The following is a 23,733-nucleotide window of genomic DNA, read 5'->3' as shown; positions in this document are numbered from 1 at the left end:
GCGGTCAGCTCCGTTCCAATGGAGAAAAGAACAAACGCGCCAGGCCACGCCAGGTCTTGCGGGTAAACGCACGTAGCGGAATCTGCGCCAACAGCTCGCGGGCCAGCTTGCGATCGCGGTTCGCCACCTTGAGGAACATCGAGTTCAAGGCCTTGAATTTGACCTCCTCGTAAGCCGGATGATCGCTGAAATGCGCATAGATGCGCAGGATGCTCTCGATCATGAAGCGGTGATTCTTGTACGAGTTGGTCGCGTGCTTGCGGTACTGCGCCATGACCACGGGCAGGCCGTCGATGACATAGCCGGCATGGGTGATCTTCAGCTCGATATAGAGGTCTTCGAGGCGAATGCTCGGATCGAAGCCACCGACCTTTTCCAGCGCCTCGCGGCGGAACAGCAAGGTGGGCGCCGGCGGATAGGGTTTGCGCTCAAGGAACATGTCCTCGAAATCGGAGCGCCTGAACGGGGTATCACGGCGCTGGCGCTTCTCGGGAAAGAGGTCGCCATTGGAGTCGATCAGCTCGATATTGCCCGCACAAATACCCACTTCAGGCTTGTCGGCCATATGCGCGACCTGAATGGCGATGCGGTCCGGCATCATGATGTCGTCCGAACCGAAGGTGGCGATCAGCTCACCATGGGAACGTGCGATACCGTCGTTCAGCGTACGGGTCAGTCCCTGGTTCTTCTGGACCTTGAAGTCGAAACCATGCACGGCCTGCAGGCGCTGGATGCGCTCGACGCTGTCGTCGGTGGAACCATCGTCGATCACCAGCAGTTCGATGTGCGGGTAGGTCTGGTCGAGCACGCTCTGGATGCTCTTTTCGATGTAAGGTCCGTGGTTGTACGAAGCGATGATGACGCTTACCAGGGGTTGCTTGTCGGTCATGCAGGTTCCTTGTTCGCCTGGGCCAGGCCGGACTCGATCAGGTCCAGGTACTGCTGGCGGAAGACATCGATGTCATGGTTGGCCTGCAGGTACTGGTAGGTCTGCTCGCCCTTGGCGCGCAGGGCCTGCTCGTCCAGGGCCAGGTAGCTGTCCAGCGCTGCGGTCAGTTGCGCTACGTTGCCCGGCTCCACGGCCAGCCCGCCGGCGCCCTGGATCAGCGGCAGCATGGCCGGCACGCTGGAGGCGATCACCGGCAGCCGTCCGCTCATGCCTTCGAGCAGGGCCAGGCCCAGGCCTTCGGCCATCGACGGCATGGCCCAGATATCGAAGGCGCGTACATATTGCAGGGCGTTTTCCTTGAAACCCAGCAGGTGGGCGCGGCCACCCAGGCCCAGTTGCTCGATCTCTGCCTGAAGGTTCTGCTGTTCACGTCCAGCGCCGATGATCGCCAGTTGCGCCTCTGGAAACTTGTCCTTGAGGGCCGCGAACGCCTTGAGCAGGTGGGTGTGCCCCTTGACCCGCACCAGGCGGCCCAGCGCGCCGACCAGCCGCGCATCCGCCGACAGCCCCAGCAGCTCGCGGGCTTTCTCGCGGGAATGCTGCAGCGCTTCGGCCTGGGGGATATCGATGGCGTTGGTGATGGCGTGGGTGTTCTGCTCGGTAAAGCCGCACTTGCAATCGACCAGGTACTGCTTCACCGCAGGCGACACCCCGACGAACTGCCAGTGACGGTCCACCAGGCGCTGGGTCTGGCGACGCCGGTAGAAACGGTCGTATTCGCCGAAGCCATGGGAGATGCCGATGCACAGCGGGATCTTCAGCCAGCGGTTGAGCTGCAGCATCATGTTGACCGGCTTGAAGCGGTTGCAGATCACCACGTCGAAGCCTTCCTTGCGGCAAAAGCGATAGAGCTTCCACAAGGCAAGCAAGCGCATGCCCTTGAGGGCCTTGTCGCTGAAGTCGAAATACACCGAATGATCGGAACGGCTCACCGGCTCGCCCGGCCCCGGCTTGCCCTTGAGGAAGGCCATGGTGGTTTCGAAACGCTCGGGCGGCAGCGCCTTGACGATCTGCTCGGCGAGATCGGCGAAATCATGACGTTTGATGTTGTAGTCAGGCTGCAATTGCAGAACCTTGAAACGTCGTGTCATAGGGCTTCCTGATGATCCTGTGTGGTGCCGGGGCGTTTCACGACCCAGAGGAGCTCGTGACGCCGCACCGCCTTGCGGAAAAATTCGTTCTCGCCGAACGGCGACGCCTTGCGTCCCGCCAGCAGCCGCTGAATCAGCCGGCGCACGCGGCGCTTGAAAGGCGGGCGTGGTTGCAGGTCGTGCATCATACCCAGCGCCATGGCCTTGTCGCACTGACGCCGGGCATCCAGGCCCAGGCTGCAGGGCAGCCACTGCTCGTCGCCTTCGGTGACCGGCGGCAGGGCTACGCCAGTCCCGGTGTCTCCCATGGGCCAACGGTCGTTGTCGTGCAGGTGATTGGCGTAGCCAAGCAGGGTCCCGGGTTGCCAGTCGAGACCCTGCAAAGCCTGTACCAGTGCCTGATGGGCGCACAGATGGTCGGGATGCGGGTCGAGCACCGGGTGCGGCAGCACGATCACTTCCGGGCGTGCGGTCTCGATCAGTGCGCGCAGGTCGGCGAGCAGGTTGTTCCAGCTTGGCACTCCGTCATCCCCGGGCAGGGCCAGGCTGTTGAGCCGACGGAACGGTCGGGTATCGGAGGTATCGGCTTCACGGGAGCCAAGGGGCTCGCCAGGCGAAGCCTGCATCGCCGGCAATTGCAGGCAGAAGTAGCCCAACTGCACGCAGTGTGCCTCGGGGACACCTGCCCAGCGCGGTACCGCGATACTGTCCCAGGCCCGCAGCCGCCCCTTGAGCCGGGCCGCCTCGACAGGGTTCAGCCCCATGCGCTGATAATGATCGGCCTCGATTTCACCCGCCGTCAGGGTGACGATCCACGCCTCCTTGGCCTGGCTGTACAGGCCGTAGGCGGCCAGTTCGGCATCGTCGGCATGTGGCGCGATGACCATGACGCGCTGCTGGCGGTAGTCCGGATGGCGGATAACCCACAGCTTCGGTTGCCCGAGCAGCCGGCAGAACTGCCCGCGCAAGGCCAGCCGGCCTTGTGCAAGTGCGCTGCCCATCCCGCCAAGATTGAGGTAGCGCAGCCCCTTGGCACCCCGCTCGAAACCCTGCACGTCCTGTTCCCCGTCGCCAGCGATGATCACGCCGGGATCGAGGAAACGGCCCAGCCAGCCGCTTTTCAGTTGCACCTGGAGAATCAGGGTTTCATGACCATCGAGGGCCAAGGGCTGCTCGGGTTGCAGGCGGCCGTCACGCAGTTGCACCGGGTGTTCGCACTCATCCGGGAAGCGATAGCGATAATCCTGCGCCGGCGAATAGAACAGGTGATCGGCGAACCACGCCTCATGGGCCACCCAGCCAAGCACTGCCAGCATCAGCGGCAGCCACCAGGCCACAAGCACGCCGACAACCACCAGCAACAGCAGGCCAAGGAGCAGCGCCACGCGCTTGTTACGGCGATGGCGCTTGAGCAATTGCTGCTTGCGGTTCAAACCTGGAATACCGGCACGGGGTTGCACCATCGGTCCTTGTACTCGCGATCGGATCGCCCGAAGGAGAAGCGCAGCGCCTTGTTGCGGGCGCGGGCATCTTCCCACGCGCTCTGGGTGTTGAGGAAGCTGAGCACGCTGCCGGGGCTGAATTCGCGGGTCTGCGGGTCGACGCCACCGTTAACGTACTCGACGCTGATCCACGCCGGCGCCTCGACCCGGTACACCAGCTGGATGGCAATGGCAGCGTCATTGAGGAACACCACCGAGCCGATCAGCAGCGAACGCAGGCGCTCGATGGCCTCGGCCATGCGTTCGGCGCCGGTGGCCGGAAAACCCCAGCGACGCTGAAACAGATCGCAGTACATCGCCGCGATCTCTGCACTGTCGAAGTCCTGAATCGGCTTCACCACCCCGCCCGCCTCTTCCAGCAGGCGCAGTTCGCGACGCTGGTTGTAGCGGAACTTCTTCGATAGATCTTCCGGCTCGCGGGCCATCGCCAGCGACTCGGCCTGCGGCTTGAGCAGGCTGAAACGGCCCTGGTTCAGTGCGGACAGGTAGCGCGCAGCATGGCGCAGCGGAGCCTGCGCCCCGGCGGCGGCAGGCAGGATGATTTCGGCATTGCCCAGGTCGAACAGGCCTTTTTTGCCCTGGCGCTTGAGCACGTCCTTGGACAGGGCCAGGTAACGCCCCCAGGTGGGGATCGCCGCCTGGATTTCACCTGCCTGCTCCCAGCCCAGGTAGCGCACCGGGATGTCGGCCATTTCGGCAAGCTGCGCGACCACCAACGGATGGGTGGCGACGCTGCCGCCGAAGCGGTTCCAGGCCTGTGCATACGTCTCGGCGTCAACGACGCGCCAGCCGCGCTCGCGCCAGCCTTGCAGTCGATTGAGCATCAGGCCTCCGCAGTCAGGGCGACGACAGTCGGAAGCTGCCAGAACACCTGGCGTACCGCCTCGTCGGAGAAGCGCGCGCGCAGGCGTTCCAGCATGCGCTGGCGACATTCCTCGAGCTGCGCCTGGTCCATTCCGGCCAGTACCTGCAGGGACCTGGCCAGCGCGGCGGCGTCGCCCAGCGGGAACAGCACGCCAACCCCTTCCACCACTTCGGTGGCACCGCCACAAGCGCTGGCCGCTACCGGCACCCCGGCGACCATGGCTTCCAGCAGGACCATGCCGAATGGTTCATGGTCGGAACTGAGGGCGAAGGCGTCGAACGCCGTGAAGTAGCGCCTGGCATCGGCAACCTGGCCGACAAAATCCACCTGGGCGGTAATGCCCAGTTCGGCGGCAAGCGCCTTGAGCGATGCCTCCAACCGGCCCTTGCCGAGGATCGCCAGGCGCGCACCGGCTGGCAGCGTCGGCAAGGCCTGGGCGAAACCGCGCAGCAGGGTGGCCTGGTCCTTGTCCGGGTGCAGGCGACCGACGTTGCCGACGATCCAGGCACCGGCGTCCAGCTTAAGCGCGGCACGAGCTTCGCCAGCCGGCACCAGGCGCGCTTGCAACGCCTCGATATCGACCCGGTTGTAGAGGGTCTGGATACGCTCGGCAGGCCAGCGCTTCAGGCTCCGGCGCATATCGTCGCGTACCGCATCGGACACCCCGAGCAGGCTCAGGCGCTTGCTGAAGAAATTGGCGAAGAACTGGCGACTGCCGCGCTTGTAGTCGCCGAAGGCGTGATGCACGCCGATCACCGGCAGACGCGTAGCCAGCAAAGTGATGTAGATGGGCTTGAAGCGATGGGCGATACAGAAGCTGAAATCCCGCGCTACGGCAATCTTGCGCAACGCCCGGATCGCCCCCAGCTTCAGGCCACGAATGGCGCTGGAGCTGAATTCGAGGAACAGCACCTCGTCGCTGGCGCAACCTTCGGCCACACGAGGATCGGCCTTGCCGGTGAGAAATACCGTGGTGACCTTGTAGCCGCTGCCGGCGAACAGGCTGGCGTACTGACGGGCGCAATCGAGGAAAGGCCCGTCATAGCCATGGCAGAACTGCAGGACGCGCTTGTCAGTCGAGCGTGTCATAGGCTTTCGCGCCGTCCTTCACTACCAGGATGTCTTCCATGATCAGGTATTGAAGATCGGAGCCGAAGAACATGTTCAGCGCGTCGGTCGGCGAGCAGATCATCGGCTCGCCACGGCGGTTGAGCGAGGTGTTCAGCGACACACCGTTGCCGGTCAGGTTTTCCAGGGCCTTCATCATGTCGTAGTAGCGCGGGTTGTATTCGCGCTTGAGCACCTGGGCGCGGGAAGTCCCGTCCTCATGGACCACTTCCGGTACGCGGGTCTTCCATTCTTCGGCGACTTCGAAGGTGAAGGTCATGAACGGCGCCGGGTGATCCACCTTGATCATCTGCGGGCCGACAGTGTCCAGCATGGACGGGCAGAACGGCCTCCAGCGCTCGCGGAACTTGATCTGCTCGTTGATCCGGTTGGCCACGCCCGGCACGCTCGGGCAGCCGATGATCGAGCGACCGCCAAGGGCACGCGGGCCGAACTCCATGCGGCCCTGGAACCAGGCCACCGGGTTGCCGTCGACCATGATCCGGGCAATGCGCTCGGGCATGTCGTCGATCCTGCGCCACTTCGGCGCGCTCGGGTGACGGGCACAGGCGGCGATCACGTCCTCGTTGGAGTACGCGGGGCCGAGGTAGACGTGTTCCATCTTCTCGACCGGCACGCCGCGGGCATGGGAAACATAAGCCGCGGCACCGACTGCGGTACCGGCGTCGCCGGAGGCGGGCTGCACGAACAGTTCGGTCACGTCCGGACGGGCGATGATCTTCTGGTTCAGCTTGACGTTCAGCGCGCAGCCGCCGGCGAAGGCCAGCTTGCCGGTTTCCTTGAGGATGTCGCCCAGGTAGTGGTCGATCATCTGCAGGGCCAGTTTCTCGAACAGCGCCTGCATGCTGGCGGCGTAGTGGATGTACGGCTCGTCGGCGATGTCGCCTTCGCGCTTCGGACCCAGCCACTCGATCAGCTTCGGCGAGAAGTAGAAGCCCTTGCCCTTCTCTTTATAGCGGCGCAGGCCGATGACGTTGGCGTACTCGGTATTGATCACCAGTTCGCCGTTTTCGAAGCTGGCCAGGCGCGAGAAGTCGTACTTGCTGGCGTCGCCGTAGGGCGCCATGCCCATGACCTTGAACTCGCCATCGAGCATCTCGAAGCCGAGGAACTCGGTGATCGCACCGTACAGGCCGCCCAGGGAGTCCGGATCGAAGAACTCCTTGATCTTGTGGATCTTGCCGTTCTCGCCATAGCCGAAGAAGGTCGTGGCGTATTCGCCCTTGCCGTCGATGCCGAGGATCGCGGTCTTTTCCTTGAAACCGGAGCAGTGATAGGCGCTGGAGGCGTGGGCCAGGTGGTGCTCGACCGGTTCGATCTTGATTTTCTTCGGATCGAAGCCCAGTTGTTCCAGGCACCAGACGATCTTCTTGCGGTAGCGCTTGTAGCGGCGGTTGCCCATCAGGATCGCGTCAAGGGCGCGGTCCGGGGCGTACCAGTAGCGCTTGGCATAGTGCCAGCGAGCCTCGCCGAACAGGCTGATCGGGGCGAACGGAATCGCCACCACGTCGACGTCGGACGGCTTGATGCCGGCCTGTTCCAGGCAAAACTTCGCCGACTCGTAGGGCATGCGGTTCTTTGCATGTTTATCGCGCACGAAGCGCTCTTCTTCGGCGGCGGCGATCAGCTTGCCGTCGATGTACAGGGCCGCGGAAGGATCATGGCTAAGGGCGCCGGACAGGCCAAGAATCGTCAATGCCAAGGGTCTAGCCTCTTCATTCGGTAAAAATGCGCCCCGGCCTCGTGGGCGGGCGGCGGCGAAAGGGCGGGATTATAACGCAAAGCGGGTGGGCAATAGGAGGGGCGGTACGGTGACCGATCTTGAGGCCCCATCGCCGGCAACGCCGGCTCCCACAAGGGTCGTGGCGCACGCAGTACCTGTGGGAACCGGCGTTGCCGGCGATGAGGCCATCAAGGACGACGGATAAACCCGGCTTTACTCAGCGATCAACCAATCCATCCGCCAGCTCCCGCCGGTCTGCCCCAGGCACTCGGCCAGCCACGGCAGGAACTCGCGCAGCTCTTCCTCCAGCCCCCACGGCGGGTTGGCAATCGCCAGGCCGGAGCCATTCAGGCTCTGCGGCGTGTCCTGCGGATGCACATACAGCTCCACCCGCAACAGCTTCGGCGCGCCGGTACTGGTCAGGTCCTGGTAGAAGCGCACCAGTTGCTTCTGCTCCTTGATCGGGTACCAGATCGCCGCGACGGTCTGGCGCATGCGACCGATCGCCTCCTTCATCGCGGTGGAGCAGCGCTTGAGCTCGTCCGGCTGTTCGAACGGCGGGTCGATCAGCATCACCGCGCGCTTCTCCTGCACCGGCAGCAGCGCACGCGGCACATGCCAGCCCTCGCCGAGGTGCACGGCGACACGCGGGTCCTTCTTCATGTTGTCCTTGAGCAGGCGCCCGTCCTCCGGGTGCTTCTCGTTGAGCAGCACGCGGTCCTGCTGGCGCGCCATGCGCCGCGCCAGCTCCGGCGAACCGGGGTAGTAGCGCAGTTCGCCATCGGCATTCAGGCGCTTGACGATGCGCAGGTAGTCCGCGGTGATCGCTGGCAAGTCCTCACGCCCCCAGAGCCGGCCAATGCCCTCGATCCATTCGCCGGTACGGGTCGCCTGGTCGCCCTGCAGGTCGTACAGGCCAAGGCCGGCGTGGGTATCGATATAGGCGAACGGCTGCTCCTTGCGCGACATCAAGGCGATGAGGCGGGTGAGCACGATGTGCTTGAAGACGTCGGCGTGGTTGCCGGCGTGGAAGGCGTGACGATAGTTCATGGCGACTCCTGAGGGACCGGGAAGTTTACCCTGTCAGGCCGCCGTCGTCAGGTCGGGCCCGCCGAAACGACAGCGGCCCGCCTCTCTCGAAGAGGCGGGCCGCCGGCTCAAGCGCGATCAGCGATCACTTGTTGGCGTGATAGTCCGCGTCGGCCTTCTCGAAGCGCGCCACCATGGTGGACGACGCCCGGCCCATGCTGCTCACCAGCACGATGGCGAGGGTGGCGAAGATGAAGCCCGGGATGATCTCGTACAGGCTGGTGCCCGAGTAGTTCTTCCACAGGATCACGGTCAGCGCGCCAACCACGATACCGGCCAGTGCGCCATTGCGGGTCATGCCTTTCCACAGCACGGAAAGCAGCACTACCGGACCGAAGGCGGCGCCGAAACCGGCCCAGGCGTAGGCCACCAGTCCCAGCACGCGGTTGTCCGGATTGGCAGCCAGGGCGATGGCGATCAGCGCAACGGCCAGGACCATCAGGCGACCGACCCAGACCAGCTCAGGCTGCGAAGCGTTCTTGCGCAGGAAGGTCTTGTAGAAGTCCTCGGTCAGGGCACTGGAGCACACCAGCAACTGGCAGCTCAGGGTGCTCATCACCGCCGCCAGGATGGCCGACAGCAGGACACCGGCAATCCACGGGTTGAACAGGATCTTGGCCAGTTCGATGAACACGCGCTCGTGGTTCTCGGTGACAGGGCCGGCCACTTCCGGATGCGCCGAGAAATAGGCGATACCGAAGAAGCCCACGGCACAGGTACCGGCCAGGCACAGGATCATCCAGGTCATGGAGATGCGACGGGCATTGGCGATCGACTTCACCGAATCGGCAGCCATGAAGCGCGCGAGGATGTGCGGCTGGCCGAAGTAGCCCAGGCCCCAGCCCATCAGCGAGATGATGCCGATGAAGCTGGCATTGCGGAACATGTCGAAGTTGGCCGGATTCTGCGCCTCGATGGCGAGGAAGGTGGTGTCTACGCCGCCGGTGGCGAGCAGCACGAAGATCGGCGTCAGCAGCAGGGCGAAGATCATCAGGCCGGCCTGCACGGTATCCGTCCAGCTGACCGCAAGGAAGCCGCCGACGAAGGTGTAGGCGATGGTCGCTGCGGCACCGGCCCACAGGGCGGTTTCGTAGGACATGCCGAAGGTGCTTTCGAACAGGCGGGCACCGGCGACGATGCCGGACGCGCAGTAGATGGTGAAGAACACCAGGATCACCACTGCGGAGATGATCCGCAGCAGGCCGCTCTGGTCTTCGAAACGACTGGCGAAATAGTCCGGCAGGGTCAGCGCATCGCCGTTGTGCTCGGTCTGCACGCGCAGGCGGCCGGCGACAAACAGCCAGTTCAGGTAGGCACCCACGGTCAGGCCGATGGCGATCCAGGCTTCCGAAAGGCCCGACATGTAGATGGCGCCCGGCAGGCCCATCAGCAGCCAGCCGCTCATGTCCGAGGCGCCGGCGGAAAGTGCGGTCACCACGCTGCCGAGGCTGCGGCCGCCGAGAATGTAGTCGGAAAGGTTCTTGGTGGAGCGATAGGCCATGAAGCCGATCAGCACCATTGCCGCGATGTAGATCACGAAGGTAATCGTGATGGGATTGCTTGCTGTCATGTATTGCGCCCTGGCGTTTGTTTTTATGTAGCAACAACCCTCGTGGGGTTGCACCCAGGCGGCGAACCCTATGCCACAACGTAAATTCGGTGCAACCTTTTTTACAAAGCTAGTTGCACCCTGTATGAAATTTCCCACTAAAGCGCCTTCTTGCTCCTTTTCGGCGCAAAAAACACCTTTTTCATAAGCAAACGCACCACTAAAAGCCGTTTCTGTCGTGGGGTTTTCGGCGGCCGGATGAGTTGCACCGCCGTCCGCAAAAAATTGGGTTGCACTAGGTTGCACCCGGAAACGTGCCCGGCTAATCTTGGCGCCAGCTTAGCCACGGCCCAGTGGCAATAACGAGGATAAGAAATGGCGACGACCACCCTTGGGGTCAAACTCGACGACCCTACCCGTGAGCGACTGAAGGCCGCTGCGCAGTCCATCGACCGCACGCCACACTGGCTCATCAAGCAAGCGATCTTCAACTACCTGGAGAAGCTGGAGGGTGGCGCCACCCTGACCGAGCTCAACGGTCAGGCCGGACCTATCGGTGACGACGCGGGCGACGTACAGCCCGACCACAGCCACCAGTGCTTCCTCGAATTCGCCGAAAGCATCCTGCCGCAATCGGTGCTGCGCGCGGCCATTACCGCCGCCTACCGCCGCCCAGAGCAGGAAGTGGTGCCGATGTTGCTGGAGCAGGCACGCCTGCCGGCCGCCCAGGCCGAAGCCACCAACAAGCTGGCTGCCGGCATCGCGGAAAAATTGCGCAACCAGAAGAGTGCAGGCGGTCGTGCCGGTATCGTCCAGGGCCTGCTGCAGGAATTCTCCCTGTCGTCCCAGGAAGGCGTGGCCCTGATGTGCCTGGCCGAGGCCCTGCTGCGCATCCCCGACAAAGGCACCCGCGACGCCCTGATCCGCGACAAGATCAGCACCGGCAACTGGCAGCCGCACCTGGGCAACAGCCCGTCGCTGTTCGTCAACGCCGCTACCTGGGGCCTGCTGCTGACCGGCAAGCTGGTCAGCACCCACAACGAGTCCGGCCTCACCTCGTCCCTCAGCCGTATCATCGGCAAGAGCGGCGAACCGATGATCCGCAAGGGCGTCGATATGGCCATGCGCCTGATGGGCGAGCAGTTCGTCACCGGCGAGACCATCGCCGAGGCCCTGGCCAATGCGAGCAAGTTCGAATCCAAGGGCTTCCGCTATTCCTACGACATGCTCGGCGAAGCCGCATTGACCGAGCACGACGCGCAGAAGTACCTGGCTTCCTACGAGCAGGCCATCCACTCCATCGGCAAGGCCTCCCACGGTCGCGGCATCTATGAAGGCCCGGGCATCTCGATCAAGCTCTCGGCACTGCACCCGCGCTACAGCCGCGCCCAGTACGAGCGGGTGATGGAAGAGCTGTATCCGCGCCTGCTGTCCCTGACCCTGCTGGCCAAGCAATACGACATCGGCCTGAACATCGACGCCGAGGAAGCCGACCGTCTGGAGCTGTCGCTGGACCTGCTCGAACGCCTGTGCTTCGAACCGCAACTCACCGGCTGGAACGGCATCGGCTTCGTCATCCAGGCCTACCAGAAGCGCTGCCCGTATGTGATCGACTACGTCATCGACCTGGCCCGCCGCAGCCGCCATCGCCTGATGATCCGCCTGGTGAAGGGCGCCTACTGGGACAGCGAGATCAAGCGCGCCCAGATCGAGGGCCTGGAAGGCTATCCGGTCTACACCCGCAAGGTGTACACCGACGTGTCCTACATCGCCTGTGCGCGCAAGCTGCTGTCGGTGCCGGAAGCCATCTACCCGCAGTTCGCGACCCACAACGCCCATACCCTGTCGGCCATCTACCATATCGCCGGTCAGAACTACTACCCGGGCCAGTACGAATTCCAGTGCCTGCACGGCATGGGCGAGCCGCTGTACGAACAGGTCGTAGGCAAGGTCGCCGATGGCAAGCTGAACCGTCCGTGCCGGGTGTATGCCCCGGTCGGGACCCATGAAACGCTGCTGGCCTACCTGGTCCGCCGCCTTCTGGAAAACGGTGCCAACACGTCCTTCGTCAACCGTATCGCCGACCACTCGATTTCCATCCAGGAACTGGTCGCCGACCCGGTCGCCACCATCGAACGCATGGCCACCCAGGAAGGCAACGTCGGCCTGCCCCACCCGCGCATTCCGCTGCCCCGTGACCTGTACGGCAGCGAGCGGGCCAACTCGGCCGGTATCGACATGGCCAACGAGCATCGCCTGGCCTCGCTGTCCTGCGCGCTTCTCGCCACTGCGCACTCGCCCTGGAAAGCAGAACCGCTGCTGGGCTGCGCGGCCAGCCAGGAAGCTGCGGTACCGGTGCTCAATCCGGCGGACCATCGCGATGTGGTCGGCCATGTCCAGGAAGCCACGGTCGCCGACGTCGATAACGCCATCCAGTGCGCGCTGAATGCCGCACCGATCTGGCAGGCCACGCCACCGGCCGAGCGCGCCGCGATCCTCGAACGCGCCGCCGACCTGATGGAAGCCGAGATCCAGCCGCTGATGGGCCTGCTGGTCCGTGAAGCGGGCAAGACCTACGCCAACGCCATTGCCGAAGTCCGCGAAGCGGTCGACTTCCTGCGCTACTACGCGGTGCAGGCACGCAACGACTTCAGCAACGACGCCCACCGCCCATTGGGCCCGGTGGTGTGCATCAGCCCGTGGAACTTCCCGCTGGCGATCTTCAGCGGCCAGGTGGCTGCCGCACTCGCGGCCGGCAACCCGGTACTGGCCAAGCCCGCCGAACAGACCCCGCTGGTAGCGGCCCAGGCCGTGCGCCTGCTGCTCGAAGCCGGTATTCCGGAAGGCGTCGTGCAACTGCTTCCGGGCCGCGGCGAAACCGTCGGTGCCCGCCTGGTCGGCGACGATCGAGTGAAAGGCGTGATGTTCACCGGCTCCACCGAAGTCGCCCGCCTGCTGCAACGCAATATCGCCGGACGCCTGGATAACCAGGGGCGCCCGATCCCACTGATCGCCGAGACCGGCGGCCAGAACGCCATGATCGTCGACTCCTCGGCGCTGACCGAGCAGGTGGTGATCGACGTGGTCTCCTCGGCCTTCGACAGCGCCGGCCAGCGTTGCTCGGCCCTGCGCGTGCTGTGCCTGCAGGAAGATTCCGCCGACCGCGTGATCGAAATGCTCAAGGGCGCCATGGCCGAAAGCCGCCTGGGCAACCCGGAGCGCCTGTCGGTGGACATCGGCCCGGTAATCGACGCCGAAGCCAAGGCCGGCATCGAGAAGCACATCCAGGGCATGCGCGAGAAAGGCCGTCCGGTGTATCAGGTGGCCATCGCCGACAGCGCCGAATGCAAGCGCGGCACCTTCGTCATGCCGACCCTGATCGAGCTGGAAAACCTCGACGATCTCAAGCGCGAGATCTTCGGCCCGGTGCTGCACGTACTGCGCTACAACCGCAAGGACCTGGACCAGTTGATCGAGCAGATCAACGCCACCGGCTACGGCCTGACCCTCGGCGTGCACACCCGCATCGACGAGACCATCGCCAAGGTCATCGACAACGTCCATGCCGGTAACGTCTACGTCAACCGCAACATCGTCGGTGCCGTGGTCGGTGTACAGCCGTTCGGCGGCGAGGGCTTGTCCGGTACCGGTCCGAAGGCCGGCGGCCCGTTGTACCTGTACCGCCTGCTGTCGACCCGTCCGGCGGATGCCATCGAGCAGTCGTTCCAGCGTGGCGACGCCGGCAACAAACCGGACAGCCAGCTGCGCGACGTCCTGCTGAAGCCGTTCGAAGCCTTCAAGGCCTGGGCCTCCAGCGCCCAGCACAGCGACCTGGTGCAAACCTGCGAGCAATTCGCCCGCCAGTCCCAGAGCGGCATCACCCGCCTGCTGGCCGGCCCGACCGGCGAACGCAACAGCTACAGCATTCTGCCGCGCGAGCACGTACTGTGCCTGGCCGACAACGAAGCCGACCTGCTGACCCAACTGGCGGCGGTGCTGGCGGTGGGCAGTTCGGCCGTGGTGCTGGATGGCGAGCCGGGCAAGTCGGTGCGTTCGCGCCTGCCGAAGGAAGTCCAGGCGCGGATCAAGCTGGTCAGCGACTGGAACAAGGAAGACGTGCACTTCGACGCCGTCCTGCACCACGGCGACTCCGACCAGTTGCGCGGCATCTGCGAGCAGATCGCCAAGCGTCCGGGCGCGATCGTTGGCGTGCATGGCCTGTCGTCGGGTGAGACTGCGGTAGCGCTGGAGCGCCTGGTGATCGAGCGGGCACTGAGCGTGAACACCGCTGCAGCGGGAGGTAACGCGAGCCTGATGACTATCGGCTGATAGTCGAAGGGAAAAAAGCGGGGCGGGTTTCGTGGACTTCTGAAGGAGGTTCGCGAAGCCCGCCCCGTTTTTTGTCGCCCAGAAAGCGCTCGCCTTTAGCCCTGCGGCGCCCCTGAGATCGAGCGCCGCCCGCGCGGCGCATCGCGGGTGAACCCGCTCCCACATTTGTTGCAACGTACCTATGTCTGTCAGGCCATAGTTGACCGCCTTGTTTGTCCGACTCGATATAGCGCCGAGCTCAACAGCTTCCCCGCGGTAGATCGCCGAACATCCAAGGGCTGGCAACGGAGATCTCACAGGCCATGGTACGTTGCAACAAATGTGGGAGCCGGCGTTGCCGGCGATGCGCCGCGCGGGCGGCGCTCGATCTCAAGTACGCTGAAGATCTACCGACATGCACCTACCAGCCACAACACCCTAGCCAGACAAGCCCCCCTTCTACCCCACCATCACCCAAACCTATTTCCCTGTGCAGTCCCCGCCCCGGCCTCCTAGACTCGCCCCACCCCCGACTCAAGGACCGCCGCCATGACCGAGACCCTGCTCAGCGCCCGCAACCTGGCGTTCGAACTCTATGAAGTGCTGGATGCCGAGGCCCTGACCCGCCGCGACCGCTTTGCCGAGCACAGCCGCGAGACCTTCGACGCCGCGCTGACCACGGCACGCACCATCGCCGAGAAGTACTTCGCCCCGCATAACCGCAAGGGCGACGAGAACGAGCCGCGCTACGAGAACGGCGAGGCGGTGCTGATCCCGGAGGTGAAACCGGCGGTGGATGCCTTCCTCGAAGCCGGCTTCCTGAATGCCAACCGCGACTTCGAGGCGGGTGGCATGCAGTTGCCGACCCTGCTGTCCCAGGCCTGCTTTGCCCATTTTCAGGCCGCCAACGCCGGAACCACGGCCTACCCCTTCCTGACCATGGGCGCCGCCAACCTGATCGAGAGCTTTGGCACCGAGGAACAGAAGCGCCTGTTCCTCCAGCCGATGATCGACGGGCGCTTCTTCGGCACCATGGCCCTGACCGAACCTCACGCCGGCTCGTCCCTGGCGGACATTCGCACCCGCGCCGAGCCTGCCGCCGACGGCAGCTACCGCCTGCGCGGGAACAAGATCTTCATTTCCGGCGGCGACCATCCGCTGTCGGAAAACATCGTGCATATGGTCCTGGCCAAGCTGCCGGATGCGCCGCCTGGCGTGAAGGGCATTTCCCTGTTCATCGTGCCCAAGTTCCTGGTCAACGCCGACGGCAGCCTCGGCCCGCGCAACGATGTGACGCTGGCCGGACTGTTCCACAAGATGGGCTGGCGCGGTACCACCTCGACTGCGCTGAACTTCGGCGATAATGGCCAGTGCGTCGGCTATCTGGTGGGCAAGCCGCAACAGGGCCTGGCCTGCATGTTCCAGATGATGAACGAGGCACGCATCGGTGTCGGCATGGGCGCAGTGATGCTGGGTTACGCCGGCTACCTGTACTCGCTCGACTACGCGCGCCAGCGGCCGCAGGGCCGCCCGCTCGATAACAAGGACCCGTCCACCCCCGCAGTGCCGATCATTGCCCACGCGGATGTGAAGCGCATGCTCCTGGCGCAGAAAGCCTATGTGGAAGGCGCCTTCGACCTGGGCCTGTACGCCGCACGGCTGTTCGACGACACGCAAACCGCCGCGACGCCCGAGGCCCGCCAGCAGGCCCACGAACTGCTCGACCTGCTGACGCCCATCGTCAAGTCCTGGCCTTCGGAGTTCTGCCTGAAGGCCAACGAACTGGCGATCCAGATCCTCGGCGGCCATGGCTATACCCGTGAATATCCGGTGGAGCAGTACTATCGCGACAACCGCCTGAACCCGATCCATGAAGGTACCCACGGTATCCAGTCGCTCGACCTGCTCGGGCGCAAGCTGGCGCAGAACGGCGGCGCCGGCCTGAAGCAACTGGTGCGCCTGATTGCCGGGACCTGCGAACGCGCCCACCAGCACCCGCAACTGGACGCCCTGCGCCAGCCGCTGGAGCAACTGCTGAACCGGCTGCAAGGCGTGACCCTGGGCCTGCTCGGTGATATGGCGACGGGCAAGGTCAACCTGGCCCTGGCCAACTCGGCGCTGTACATGAAAGCCTTCGGGCATTGCGTGATCGGCTGGCGCTGGCTGGAACAGGCGATTCGCGCCGAACAGGGCCTGGCCACGGCCAGCGAGGCGGACCACGACTTCTATAAAGGCAAGTTGCAGGCAGCACGATTCTTCCTCACCTGGGAAGTACCTCCCTGCCATAATGACCTTGCTTTGCTCGAAGCACGTGACGACACCTGCCCGGGCATGCAGGAAGGGTGGTTCTGAAGGAGAGCCGCCTGCACTTCAGGAGCTCTGCGCATGTTCGATTCCACCACGCTGTTGCGTCAGCGCTTCGCCGCGCTGCGCAGCGGCGGCGAGTTTTTCTCCCTGCGCCATGTGCGCCAGTCCAACCAGCATCTGTCGGTGCGCAAGAATGTCGCCGAACCGCCCAGCCTGGGGCGTGACGAAGGCGCCATGCTCACGGTGCGGGTCAGTGGCGTGGAAGCCTACGCGGCCACCGCCGACCTGTCGCAAAGCGGCCTGCAACAGGCGCTGGACCGCGCCGAAGCATTGGCCCGGCAAATCGCCGCCCACGCCCTGCTGGACCTGCGCGACCAGCCCGTCGCCACGGCCCGCGCCGATTACCTCTCGCCGGACATGGACAGCGCCTTCCCGTCCCTTGCCGAGTGCTTCGAGCTGCTCAACCAGGAATCGGCGTCGGTGCCGGCGGACGAACGCCTGGTGAACTGGCAGGTCAGCCTCGGCCTGAGCACGGTCGAGCAGATCTACCTCAACAGCGCGGGCGCCGAATTGCGCCGCGCCCAGCGCCTGGTCTTCCCGGGTTTCGGGGTTACCGCCTTCGACGGTAGCGACAGCCAGACCCGCACCCTGGGCCGGGACAACTTTGGCCAGCAGGGCGGCTTCGACGTGATCCAGCGTTGCGGCTTGCCGGGGGCCGGCAAACGCATCGCCGACGAGGCCCTGCAACTGCTGCTGGCACCCAATACCCCGAGCGGCCAGCGCGACCTGCTGCTGATGCCCGACCAGATGATGCTGCAGATCCACGAATCCATCGGTCACCCGCTGGAACTGGACCGCATCCTCGGCGATGAGCGCAACTACGCCGGCACCAGCTTCGTCAAGGCCAGCGACTTCGGCCACCTGCAATACGGCTCGAAGCTGCTCAACGTGACCTTCGACCCGGAGATCAGCGAAGAACTGGCCAGCTACAGCCATGACGACGACGGCACCCCGGCGATCAGACAGTTCCTGATCCGCGATGGCTTGCTGGTACGGCCCTTGGGCGGCGCACTGTCGCAGTTCCGCTCGGGCCTCGACGGCGTCGCCAACAGCCGTGCGTGCAGCTGGAACCGGGCGCCCATCGACCGCATGGCCAACCTCAATGTCGAGCCCGGGGACAAGTCCCTGGAACAACTGATTGGCGGGATCGAGAAAGGCATCCTGATGCGCACCAACCGCTCCTGGTCCATCGACGATGCGCGCAACAAGTTCCAGTTCGGCTGCGAATGGGGCCAGTTGATCGAGAACGGCGAGCTCAAGGGCGTAGTGAAGAACCCCAACTACCGTGGCATTTCCTCGAACTTCTGGCGCAACCTCAGTGCGGTCGGCGACGCCGGCACCTTCCAGGTCCTCGGTACGCCGAACTGCGGCAAGGGCGAGCCGAACCAGGTGGTGCGGGTCGGCCATGCCTCGCCGGCCTGCGTGTTCAGCCAGATCGACGTATTCGGAGGAGACGCCTGATGGCTGACCATTTCCTGGACGGTTTCAACAGCCTGGTCGACTGGCTGCGCGCCAACGTGCGGCCCCCCGAGCAGTTCACCCTGAGCTATGCCGGCGAGCGTTCGCAGTTCATTCGCCTCAACCACGCCAAGGTCCGGCAGGCGGGCGACGTCCAGCAGTCCTCGGCGAGCCTGAAACTGATCGCCGAGGGCCGCCAGGCCGATCTGCGCCTGACCCTCAGCGGCGACCACGAGATCGACCGCCAGCGCCTGGCAGAAGCCCTGGAGCAACTGCGCCAGACGCTGCCGCTGATCCCGCAGGATCCCTACCTGCAACTCAATGAACAGGCCTGGGACAGCCGGCACCAACAACAGGCGCCGCTGCCGGACAACGCCGAGGTACTGGCCCGGATCGAGGCCGGCGCCGGCGATCTGGATCTGGTCGGGATCCTCGCCGCCGGGCCGATCTGCCGGGGGTTCGCCAGTTCCCATGGGGCATTCGGCTGGCACCAGGCCAATAGCTTCAACTTCGACTGGAGCCTGTTCCACGCCAATGGCCAGGCGGTTAAGGCCAACTACGCGGGCCAGGTCTGGGACCCGCAGGAACTGGACCGGCGCCTGGCCCGCGCCCGCGAGCAACTGGAATACCTGGGGCGGCCGCTGAAGACCCTGGCCCCCGGCCAATACCGCGCCTATTTCGCCCCGTCGGCCATGGAAGAGATCGTCGACCTGCTCGGTTGGGGCGGTTTTTCGGCGCAGGCGGTGGCCAACAAGAACTGCCCGCTGCAGCGTCTCTATGCCGACGAAGCGACCCTCAGTCCATTGGTCAGCATTGCCGAGCAGGTCAGCGGCTCGATCAGCCCGGCGTTTTCCGGCGAAGGTTATCCGCGCAGCGACCTGCGCCTGATCGACCAGGGCCGGGCGCTGGAGCAATTGACCTGCGCCCGCAGCGCCGCCGAATTCCAGCGGCAGGCCAATGGCGCCGAGGCCTGGGAATCGCCCAGCGCACTGAGCATGGCGGCGGGCGACCTGGCCCAGGCTGATGTACTGAAGGCGCTGGGCACCGGGCTGTACATCAACAACCTCTGGTACCTGAACTACTCCGACCAGCCGGCGGCACGCATGACCGGGCTGACCCGCTTCGCCTGCTTCTGGGTGGAGAACGGCGAGATCCAGGCACCGGTCAGCACCATGCGCTTCGATGACAGCGTCTACAGTCTCCTGGGCTCGCAACTGGAAGCGTTGACCCAGGAACGGGAGATGCTGCTGTCGGCCAGCACCTACGGGCAGCGGCAGACCGGATCGAGTCATTTGCCGGGGGCGCTGGTCAAACGGCTTACCCTCACATTGTGATTGACGCACCATGAACCTGTGGGAGCGGGTTCACCGGCGATTGCAATGCTGGATTCACCGACGCAATCGCGGGTAAACCCGCTCCCACAGGGTTCGGCGACAGCTGTTGAAAGGATTTCCCATGCCAGACCGTATCGCCCTCGACCCGACCACCGCCCGCTGGATCCCCTGGGTCGTGGCCATCGCCTTCTTCATGCAGTCACTCGACGGCACCATCCTCAACACTGCGCTGCCGGCCATGGCCCGGGACCTGGCGGAGGACCCGCTGCGCATGCAGTCGGTGATCATCGCCTACATGCTCACCGTGGCCCTGCTGATTCCCGCCTCGGGCTGGATCGCCGACCGCTTCGGCACCAAGCACATCTTCTTTGGCGCCATCCTGCTGTTCAGCATCGGCTCCTTGCTCTGCGCCGCAGCCAATACCCTGGGCATGCTGGTCGCCGCGCGGATCGTCCAGGGCCTTGGCGGTGCACTGATGCTGCCGGTGGGCCGGCTGGTGGTGCTGCGCGCCTACCCGCGCTCGGAACTGGTACGGATCATGAGCTTCATCACCATTCCCGGCCTGCTCGGCCCGTTGATCGGCCCGACCATGGGCGGCTGGCTGGTGGAGATTCTCAGCTGGCACTGGATCTTCCTGCTCAACCTGCCGGTAGGTGTGCTCGGCTGCTATGCGGTATGGAAGTACATCCCGGACCTGCGCGGCTCTTCGCGCACGCGCTTCGACGGCATCGGCTTCGTCCTGTTCGGCGCGGCGATGGTGCTGATCACCATCGCCATGGAGGGCCTGGGCGAACTGCACCTGCCACACCTGCGGGTGATGTTGCTGCTGTTCGCCGGCATGGCCTGCCTGGCCGCCTACTGGCTGCGCGCCGGAAGCATCGAGGCGCCACTGTTCTCGCCCAGCCTGTTCCGCGTGCGCACCTTCTCGGTGGGTATCCTCGGCAACCTGTTCGCCCGCCTTGGCAGCGGCGCCTTGCCTTTCCTCGTGCCACTGCTGTTGCAGGTGGCCCTGGGGTACTCGCCGGCCGAGGCCGGGATGAGCATGATTCCCCTGGCCGCCGCCGCGATGCTCGCCAAGTCCATCGCCCGGCCGCTGATCGAGCGCTTTGGCTACCGCACCATTCTCACCGGCAACACCCTGCTGCTGGGGATCATGCTCGCCAGCCTGGGCCTGGTGAACGAGAACACCCCGCACGCGGTGCTGCTGATGCAATTGGGGATTCTCGGGGCGATCAACTCGATGCAGTTCACCGCGATGAACACCGTAACCCTGATCGACCTCGACGACGCCAGCGCCAGCAGCGGCAACAGCCTGTTGTCGGTGGTCGCGCAGCTGTCCCTGAGCCTTGGCGTGGCCTGCGCTGGCGCCCTGCTCGGCGGTTTCACCGCAGCGGGCAGCGCCGAAGGCGTGGAAACCACTCTCGGCGCGTTCCAGCTGACCTTCGTCACCATCGGCCTGATGGCCATGCTCGCGGCGGCGATCTTCCTGCAGCTGGCGAAGACCGATGGAAGGCGTGCACCTCGTCAGGAGGCCGACATCGAGCCTTAGGGCGAATGGCCATGAGGCTGGTACACTGCGCGACATTTTGTTTTGCAGGCCCGCCTCGTGACCACCAACGCCACCGCTTTCGCCACCTTGCCGCTGTCCGCCGCCATGCTGGCCAACCTGGACGCCCTCGCCTACGCCCAGATGACCCCGATCCAGGCCCAGAGCCTGCCGGTCATCCTCAAGGGCCAGGACCTGATCGCCCAGGCCAAGACCGGCAGCGGCAAGACCGCCGCCTTCGGCATCGGCCTGCTCAACCCGATCAACCCGCGCTACTTCGGTTGCCAGGCGCTGGTGCTGTGCCCGACCCGCGAGCTGGCCGACCAGGTCGCCAAGGAACTGCGCCGCCTGGCCCGCGCCGAGGACAATATCAAGATCCTCACCCTGTGCGGTGGCGTGTCCCTCGGCCCGCAGATCGCGTCGCTGGAGCACGGTGCGCATATCATCGTCGGCACCCCGGGCCGGGTGCAGCAGCATTTGAGCAAGGGCACCCTGGTGCTGGACGGGCTCAATACCCTGGTGCTCGATGAAGCCGACCGCATGCTCGACATGGGCTTTATCGATGCCATCAGCGATATCGTCGGGCAGACCCCGAAGCGCCGGCAGACCCTGCTGTTCTCCGCCACCTACCCGGCCGGCATCAAGCAACTGGCCTCGTCGATCATGCGCGATCCGCAGCAGGTAAAGGTCGAGGCGCTGCATGACGACAGCCAGATCGAGCAGCACTTCTACGAGATCGCCCCCGAAGAGCGCCTCAGCGCCGTGACCCGCGTGCTCGGCCATTTCCGCCCGCAGTCCTGCGTGGCCTTCTGCTTCACCAAGCAGCAATGCCAGGAACTGGTGGACCACCTGAAAGCCAAGGGCATCGCCGCCGAGGCGCTGCATGGCGACCTGGAACAGCGTGATCGCGACCAGGTCCTGACCGTGTTCGCCAACCGCAGCCTGTCCGTGCTGGTCGCCACCGATGTGGCCGCCCGCGGCCTGGATATCGATGCCCTGGACATGGTGATCAACGTCGAGCTGGCGCGGGATGCCGAGATCCATGTACACCGCGTCGGGCGTACCGGCCGGGCTGGCGAGAAAGGCCTGGCGGTGAGCCTGGTGGCCCCGGCCGAAGGCCACCGCGCCAAGGCCATCGAAGACCTGCAAAAGAAACCGCTGCGCTGGGAACAGCTGGACAGCCTGAAGAGCAAGGCCGGCGAACCGCTGGTGCCGGTGATGTCGACGCTGTGCATCGCGGCCGGACGCAAGGACAAGCTGCGACCCGGGGATATCCTCGGCGCACTGACCGGCGATGCCGGGATCGATGGCAAGAAGGTCGGCAAGATCGCCATCTTCGACTTCCAGGCCTTCGTCGCCGTGGAGCGGGCCCTGGCCAGGCAGGCCATGCAACGGCTCAACAGCGGCAAGATCAAGGGGCGCTCGCTCAAGGTCCGGATCATCTGAGCCTTTGAGGGCCTCATCGCCGGCAACGCCGGCTCCCACAAGGCCTGCGGTGCACGCGATACCTGTGGGAGCCGGCGTTGCCGGCGATGAGGGCCTAACTATCCAGAGAAAAACTCATGCACTCCACCGATGTGATCATCATCGGCGCCGGCGCCGCCGGCCTGATGTGCGCCCTGACCGCCGCGAACCGTGGCCGTCGGGTCGTGCTGCTGGACCACGCCAACAAACCGGGCAAGAAGATCCTGATGTCCGGCGGCGGACGCTGCAATTTCACCAACATGTACACCGAGCCGGGCAACTTCCTTTCGCAGAATCCGCATTTCTGCAAATCCGCCCTGGCCCGCTATACCCAGTGGGATTTCATCGAGATGGTCGCCAGGCACGGCGTGCCCTATCACGAAAAGAAGCTTGGCCAGCTGTTTTGCGATAACAAGTCCAGCGACATCCTGCAGATGCTCCTCGACGAGTGCGCCACTGCCGGCGCCGACCTGCGCATGGACACCCGCATCGAGCAGATCGAAAAAACCGACTACGGCTACCAGCTGGCTACCAGCGCCGGCCCGTTCCAGTGCCAGTCGCTGGTGATCGCCACCGGCGGCCTGTCGATCCCGACCCTCGGCGCCACCGGTTTCGGCTACCAGGTCGCCCGCCAGTTCGGCCACAGCGTACTTGCCACCCGCGCCGGCCTGGTGCCCTTCACCATCACCGACCAGCTCAAGGCCCTGTGCACCGAGCTGTCCGGCACCTCGGTGGACTGCATCGCCAGCTGCAACGGCACCCGTTTCCGCGAGAACCTGCTGTTCACCCACCGCGGCCTGAGCGGCCCGGCGATCCTGCAGATTTCCTCGTTCTGGGAGGCCGGCGACACCGTTGAAATCAACCTGCTGCCGGACCACGACGCCCTGGCCTGGCTGCAACAGCAACAGGCCGAACGCCCCAACAGCGAACTGAAGACCCTGCTGGGCGAGATCTTCACCAAGAAGATGGCCAACCTGCTGGCGGAAACCTGGTTCGTGTCCAAGCCGATGAAGCAGTACACCCCGGCCGAACTGGGCCAGGTCGCCGACAAGCTGGGCAACTGGCAGTTGGTACCGGCCGGTACCGAAGGCTATCGCACCGCCGAAGTGACCCTGGGCGGGGTCGATACCCGCGAGGTGTCCTCCAAGACCATGGAGTCGCTGAAAAGCCCGGGCCTGTACTTCATCGGCGAGGTGCTGGACGTCAGCGGGCACCTGGGCGGCTTCAATTTCCAGTGGGCCTGGGCCTCTGCTTACGCGGCGGCGCAGTTCGTCTAGAATCAGCGGCTATCACGGAACGCATTTTGCTGTACGTGACCTGCGCGACAACTTTGCGTCGCGCTGACCGCTCAATCCAGAAC

General features: G+C 64.8%; 15 protein-coding genes. 7 read left to right on the top strand and 8 right to left on the bottom strand.

What is annotated here, in order from left to right; genetic code table 11:
* Nucleotides 1-4: 4 nt before the first annotated feature.
* The 8 genes from ACKLLE_RS20485 to putP form a co-directional block, all read right to left on the bottom strand.
* Nucleotides 5-889, bottom strand: a complete 885-nt coding sequence (locus tag ACKLLE_RS20485; RefSeq protein ID WP_420058905.1) for a glycosyltransferase — start codon at nt 887-889, stop codon at nt 5-7.
* The gene (locus tag ACKLLE_RS20480; RefSeq protein WP_420058904.1) at nt 886-2,040 is read right to left on the bottom strand and encodes a glycosyltransferase family 4 protein; all 1,155 of its coding nucleotides are present in this window, start codon (nt 2,038-2,040) and stop codon (nt 886-888) included. The genes ACKLLE_RS20485 and ACKLLE_RS20480 overlap by 4 nt, the downstream gene beginning before the upstream one ends.
* A complete protein-coding gene (locus ACKLLE_RS20475; RefSeq protein WP_420058933.1) occupies nt 2,037-3,473 on the bottom strand; it encodes a PIG-L family deacetylase in 1,437 nt (478 codons plus the stop codon). Before ACKLLE_RS20475 ends, ACKLLE_RS20480 begins: the two co-directional genes overlap by 4 nt.
* Nucleotides 3,470-4,366 carry an antimicrobial resistance protein Mig-14 gene (locus tag ACKLLE_RS20470; RefSeq protein WP_420058903.1) on the bottom strand — a complete coding sequence of 299 codons (897 nt, stop codon included), beginning with the start codon at nt 4,364-4,366 and terminating at the stop codon, nt 3,470-3,472. Before ACKLLE_RS20470 ends, ACKLLE_RS20475 begins: the two co-directional genes overlap by 4 nt.
* On the bottom strand, nt 4,366-5,496 hold the full coding sequence (locus ACKLLE_RS20465) for a glycosyltransferase (protein ID WP_420058902.1): 1,131 nt from the start codon (nt 5,494-5,496) through the stop codon (nt 4,366-4,368). Before ACKLLE_RS20465 ends, ACKLLE_RS20470 begins: the two co-directional genes overlap by 1 nt.
* The gene (locus tag ACKLLE_RS20460) at nt 5,480-7,237 is read right to left on the bottom strand and encodes a carbamoyltransferase family protein (RefSeq protein ID WP_420058901.1); all 1,758 of its coding nucleotides are present in this window, start codon (nt 7,235-7,237) and stop codon (nt 5,480-5,482) included. Before ACKLLE_RS20460 ends, ACKLLE_RS20465 begins: the two co-directional genes overlap by 17 nt.
* Before the next feature lie 234 nt (nt 7,238-7,471).
* Complete coding sequence (locus ACKLLE_RS20455; RefSeq protein WP_420058900.1) at nt 7,472-8,308, bottom strand: 23S rRNA (adenine(2030)-N(6))-methyltransferase RlmJ; 837 nt, start codon at nt 8,306-8,308, stop codon at nt 7,472-7,474.
* A gap of 124 nt (nt 8,309-8,432) precedes the next feature.
* Nucleotides 8,433-9,917, bottom strand: a complete 1,485-nt coding sequence (putP, locus tag ACKLLE_RS20450) for a sodium/proline symporter PutP (protein WP_064301471.1) — start codon at nt 9,915-9,917, stop codon at nt 8,433-8,435.
* A 354-nt stretch (nt 9,918-10,271) separates the two neighbouring features.
* Between putP and putA the strand changes: the two genes are divergently transcribed.
* The 7 genes from putA to ACKLLE_RS20415 all read left to right on the top strand — a co-directional run bounded on the left by putA (nt 10,272) and on the right by ACKLLE_RS20415 (nt 23,650).
* Nucleotides 10,272-14,225 carry a trifunctional transcriptional regulator/proline dehydrogenase/L-glutamate gamma-semialdehyde dehydrogenase gene (putA, locus tag ACKLLE_RS20445; protein ID WP_064301470.1) on the top strand — a complete coding sequence of 1,318 codons (3,954 nt, stop codon included), beginning with the start codon at nt 10,272-10,274 and terminating at the stop codon, nt 14,223-14,225.
* A 528-nt stretch (nt 14,226-14,753) separates the two neighbouring features.
* Entirely contained in the window at nt 14,754-16,556 is a 1,803-nt protein-coding gene (locus tag ACKLLE_RS20440) for an acyl-CoA dehydrogenase (protein ID WP_420058899.1), read from the top strand.
* Between the two features lie 33 nt (nt 16,557-16,589).
* Nucleotides 16,590-18,032, top strand: coding sequence for a TldD/PmbA family protein (locus ACKLLE_RS20435; RefSeq protein ID WP_420058898.1), 1,443 nt, complete (start codon nt 16,590-16,592; stop codon nt 18,030-18,032).
* Entirely contained in the window at nt 18,032-19,363 is a 1,332-nt protein-coding gene (locus ACKLLE_RS20430; RefSeq protein ID WP_420058897.1) for a TldD/PmbA family protein, read from the top strand. The genes ACKLLE_RS20435 and ACKLLE_RS20430 overlap by 1 nt, the downstream gene beginning before the upstream one ends.
* Nucleotides 19,364-19,484: 121 nt before the next feature.
* The gene (gene mdtD / locus ACKLLE_RS20425; RefSeq protein WP_420058896.1) at nt 19,485-20,912 is read left to right on the top strand and encodes a multidrug transporter subunit MdtD; all 1,428 of its coding nucleotides are present in this window, start codon (nt 19,485-19,487) and stop codon (nt 20,910-20,912) included.
* Nucleotides 20,913-21,017: 105 nt separating this feature from the next.
* Entirely contained in the window at nt 21,018-22,355 is a 1,338-nt protein-coding gene (gene dbpA / locus ACKLLE_RS20420) for an ATP-dependent RNA helicase DbpA (RefSeq protein WP_420058932.1), read from the top strand.
* A 116-nt stretch (nt 22,356-22,471) separates the two neighbouring features.
* Complete coding sequence (locus ACKLLE_RS20415; protein WP_064304406.1) at nt 22,472-23,650, top strand: BaiN/RdsA family NAD(P)/FAD-dependent oxidoreductase; 1,179 nt, start codon at nt 22,472-22,474, stop codon at nt 23,648-23,650.
* Nucleotides 23,651-23,733 lie beyond the last annotated feature (83 nt).

Source organism: Pseudomonas bharatica (assembly GCF_048586865.1).
GTDB classification, from domain to species: domain Bacteria; phylum Pseudomonadota; class Gammaproteobacteria; order Pseudomonadales; family Pseudomonadaceae; genus Aquipseudomonas; species Aquipseudomonas bharatica.
This window is presented reverse-complemented; position numbering and strand designations above follow the sequence as displayed.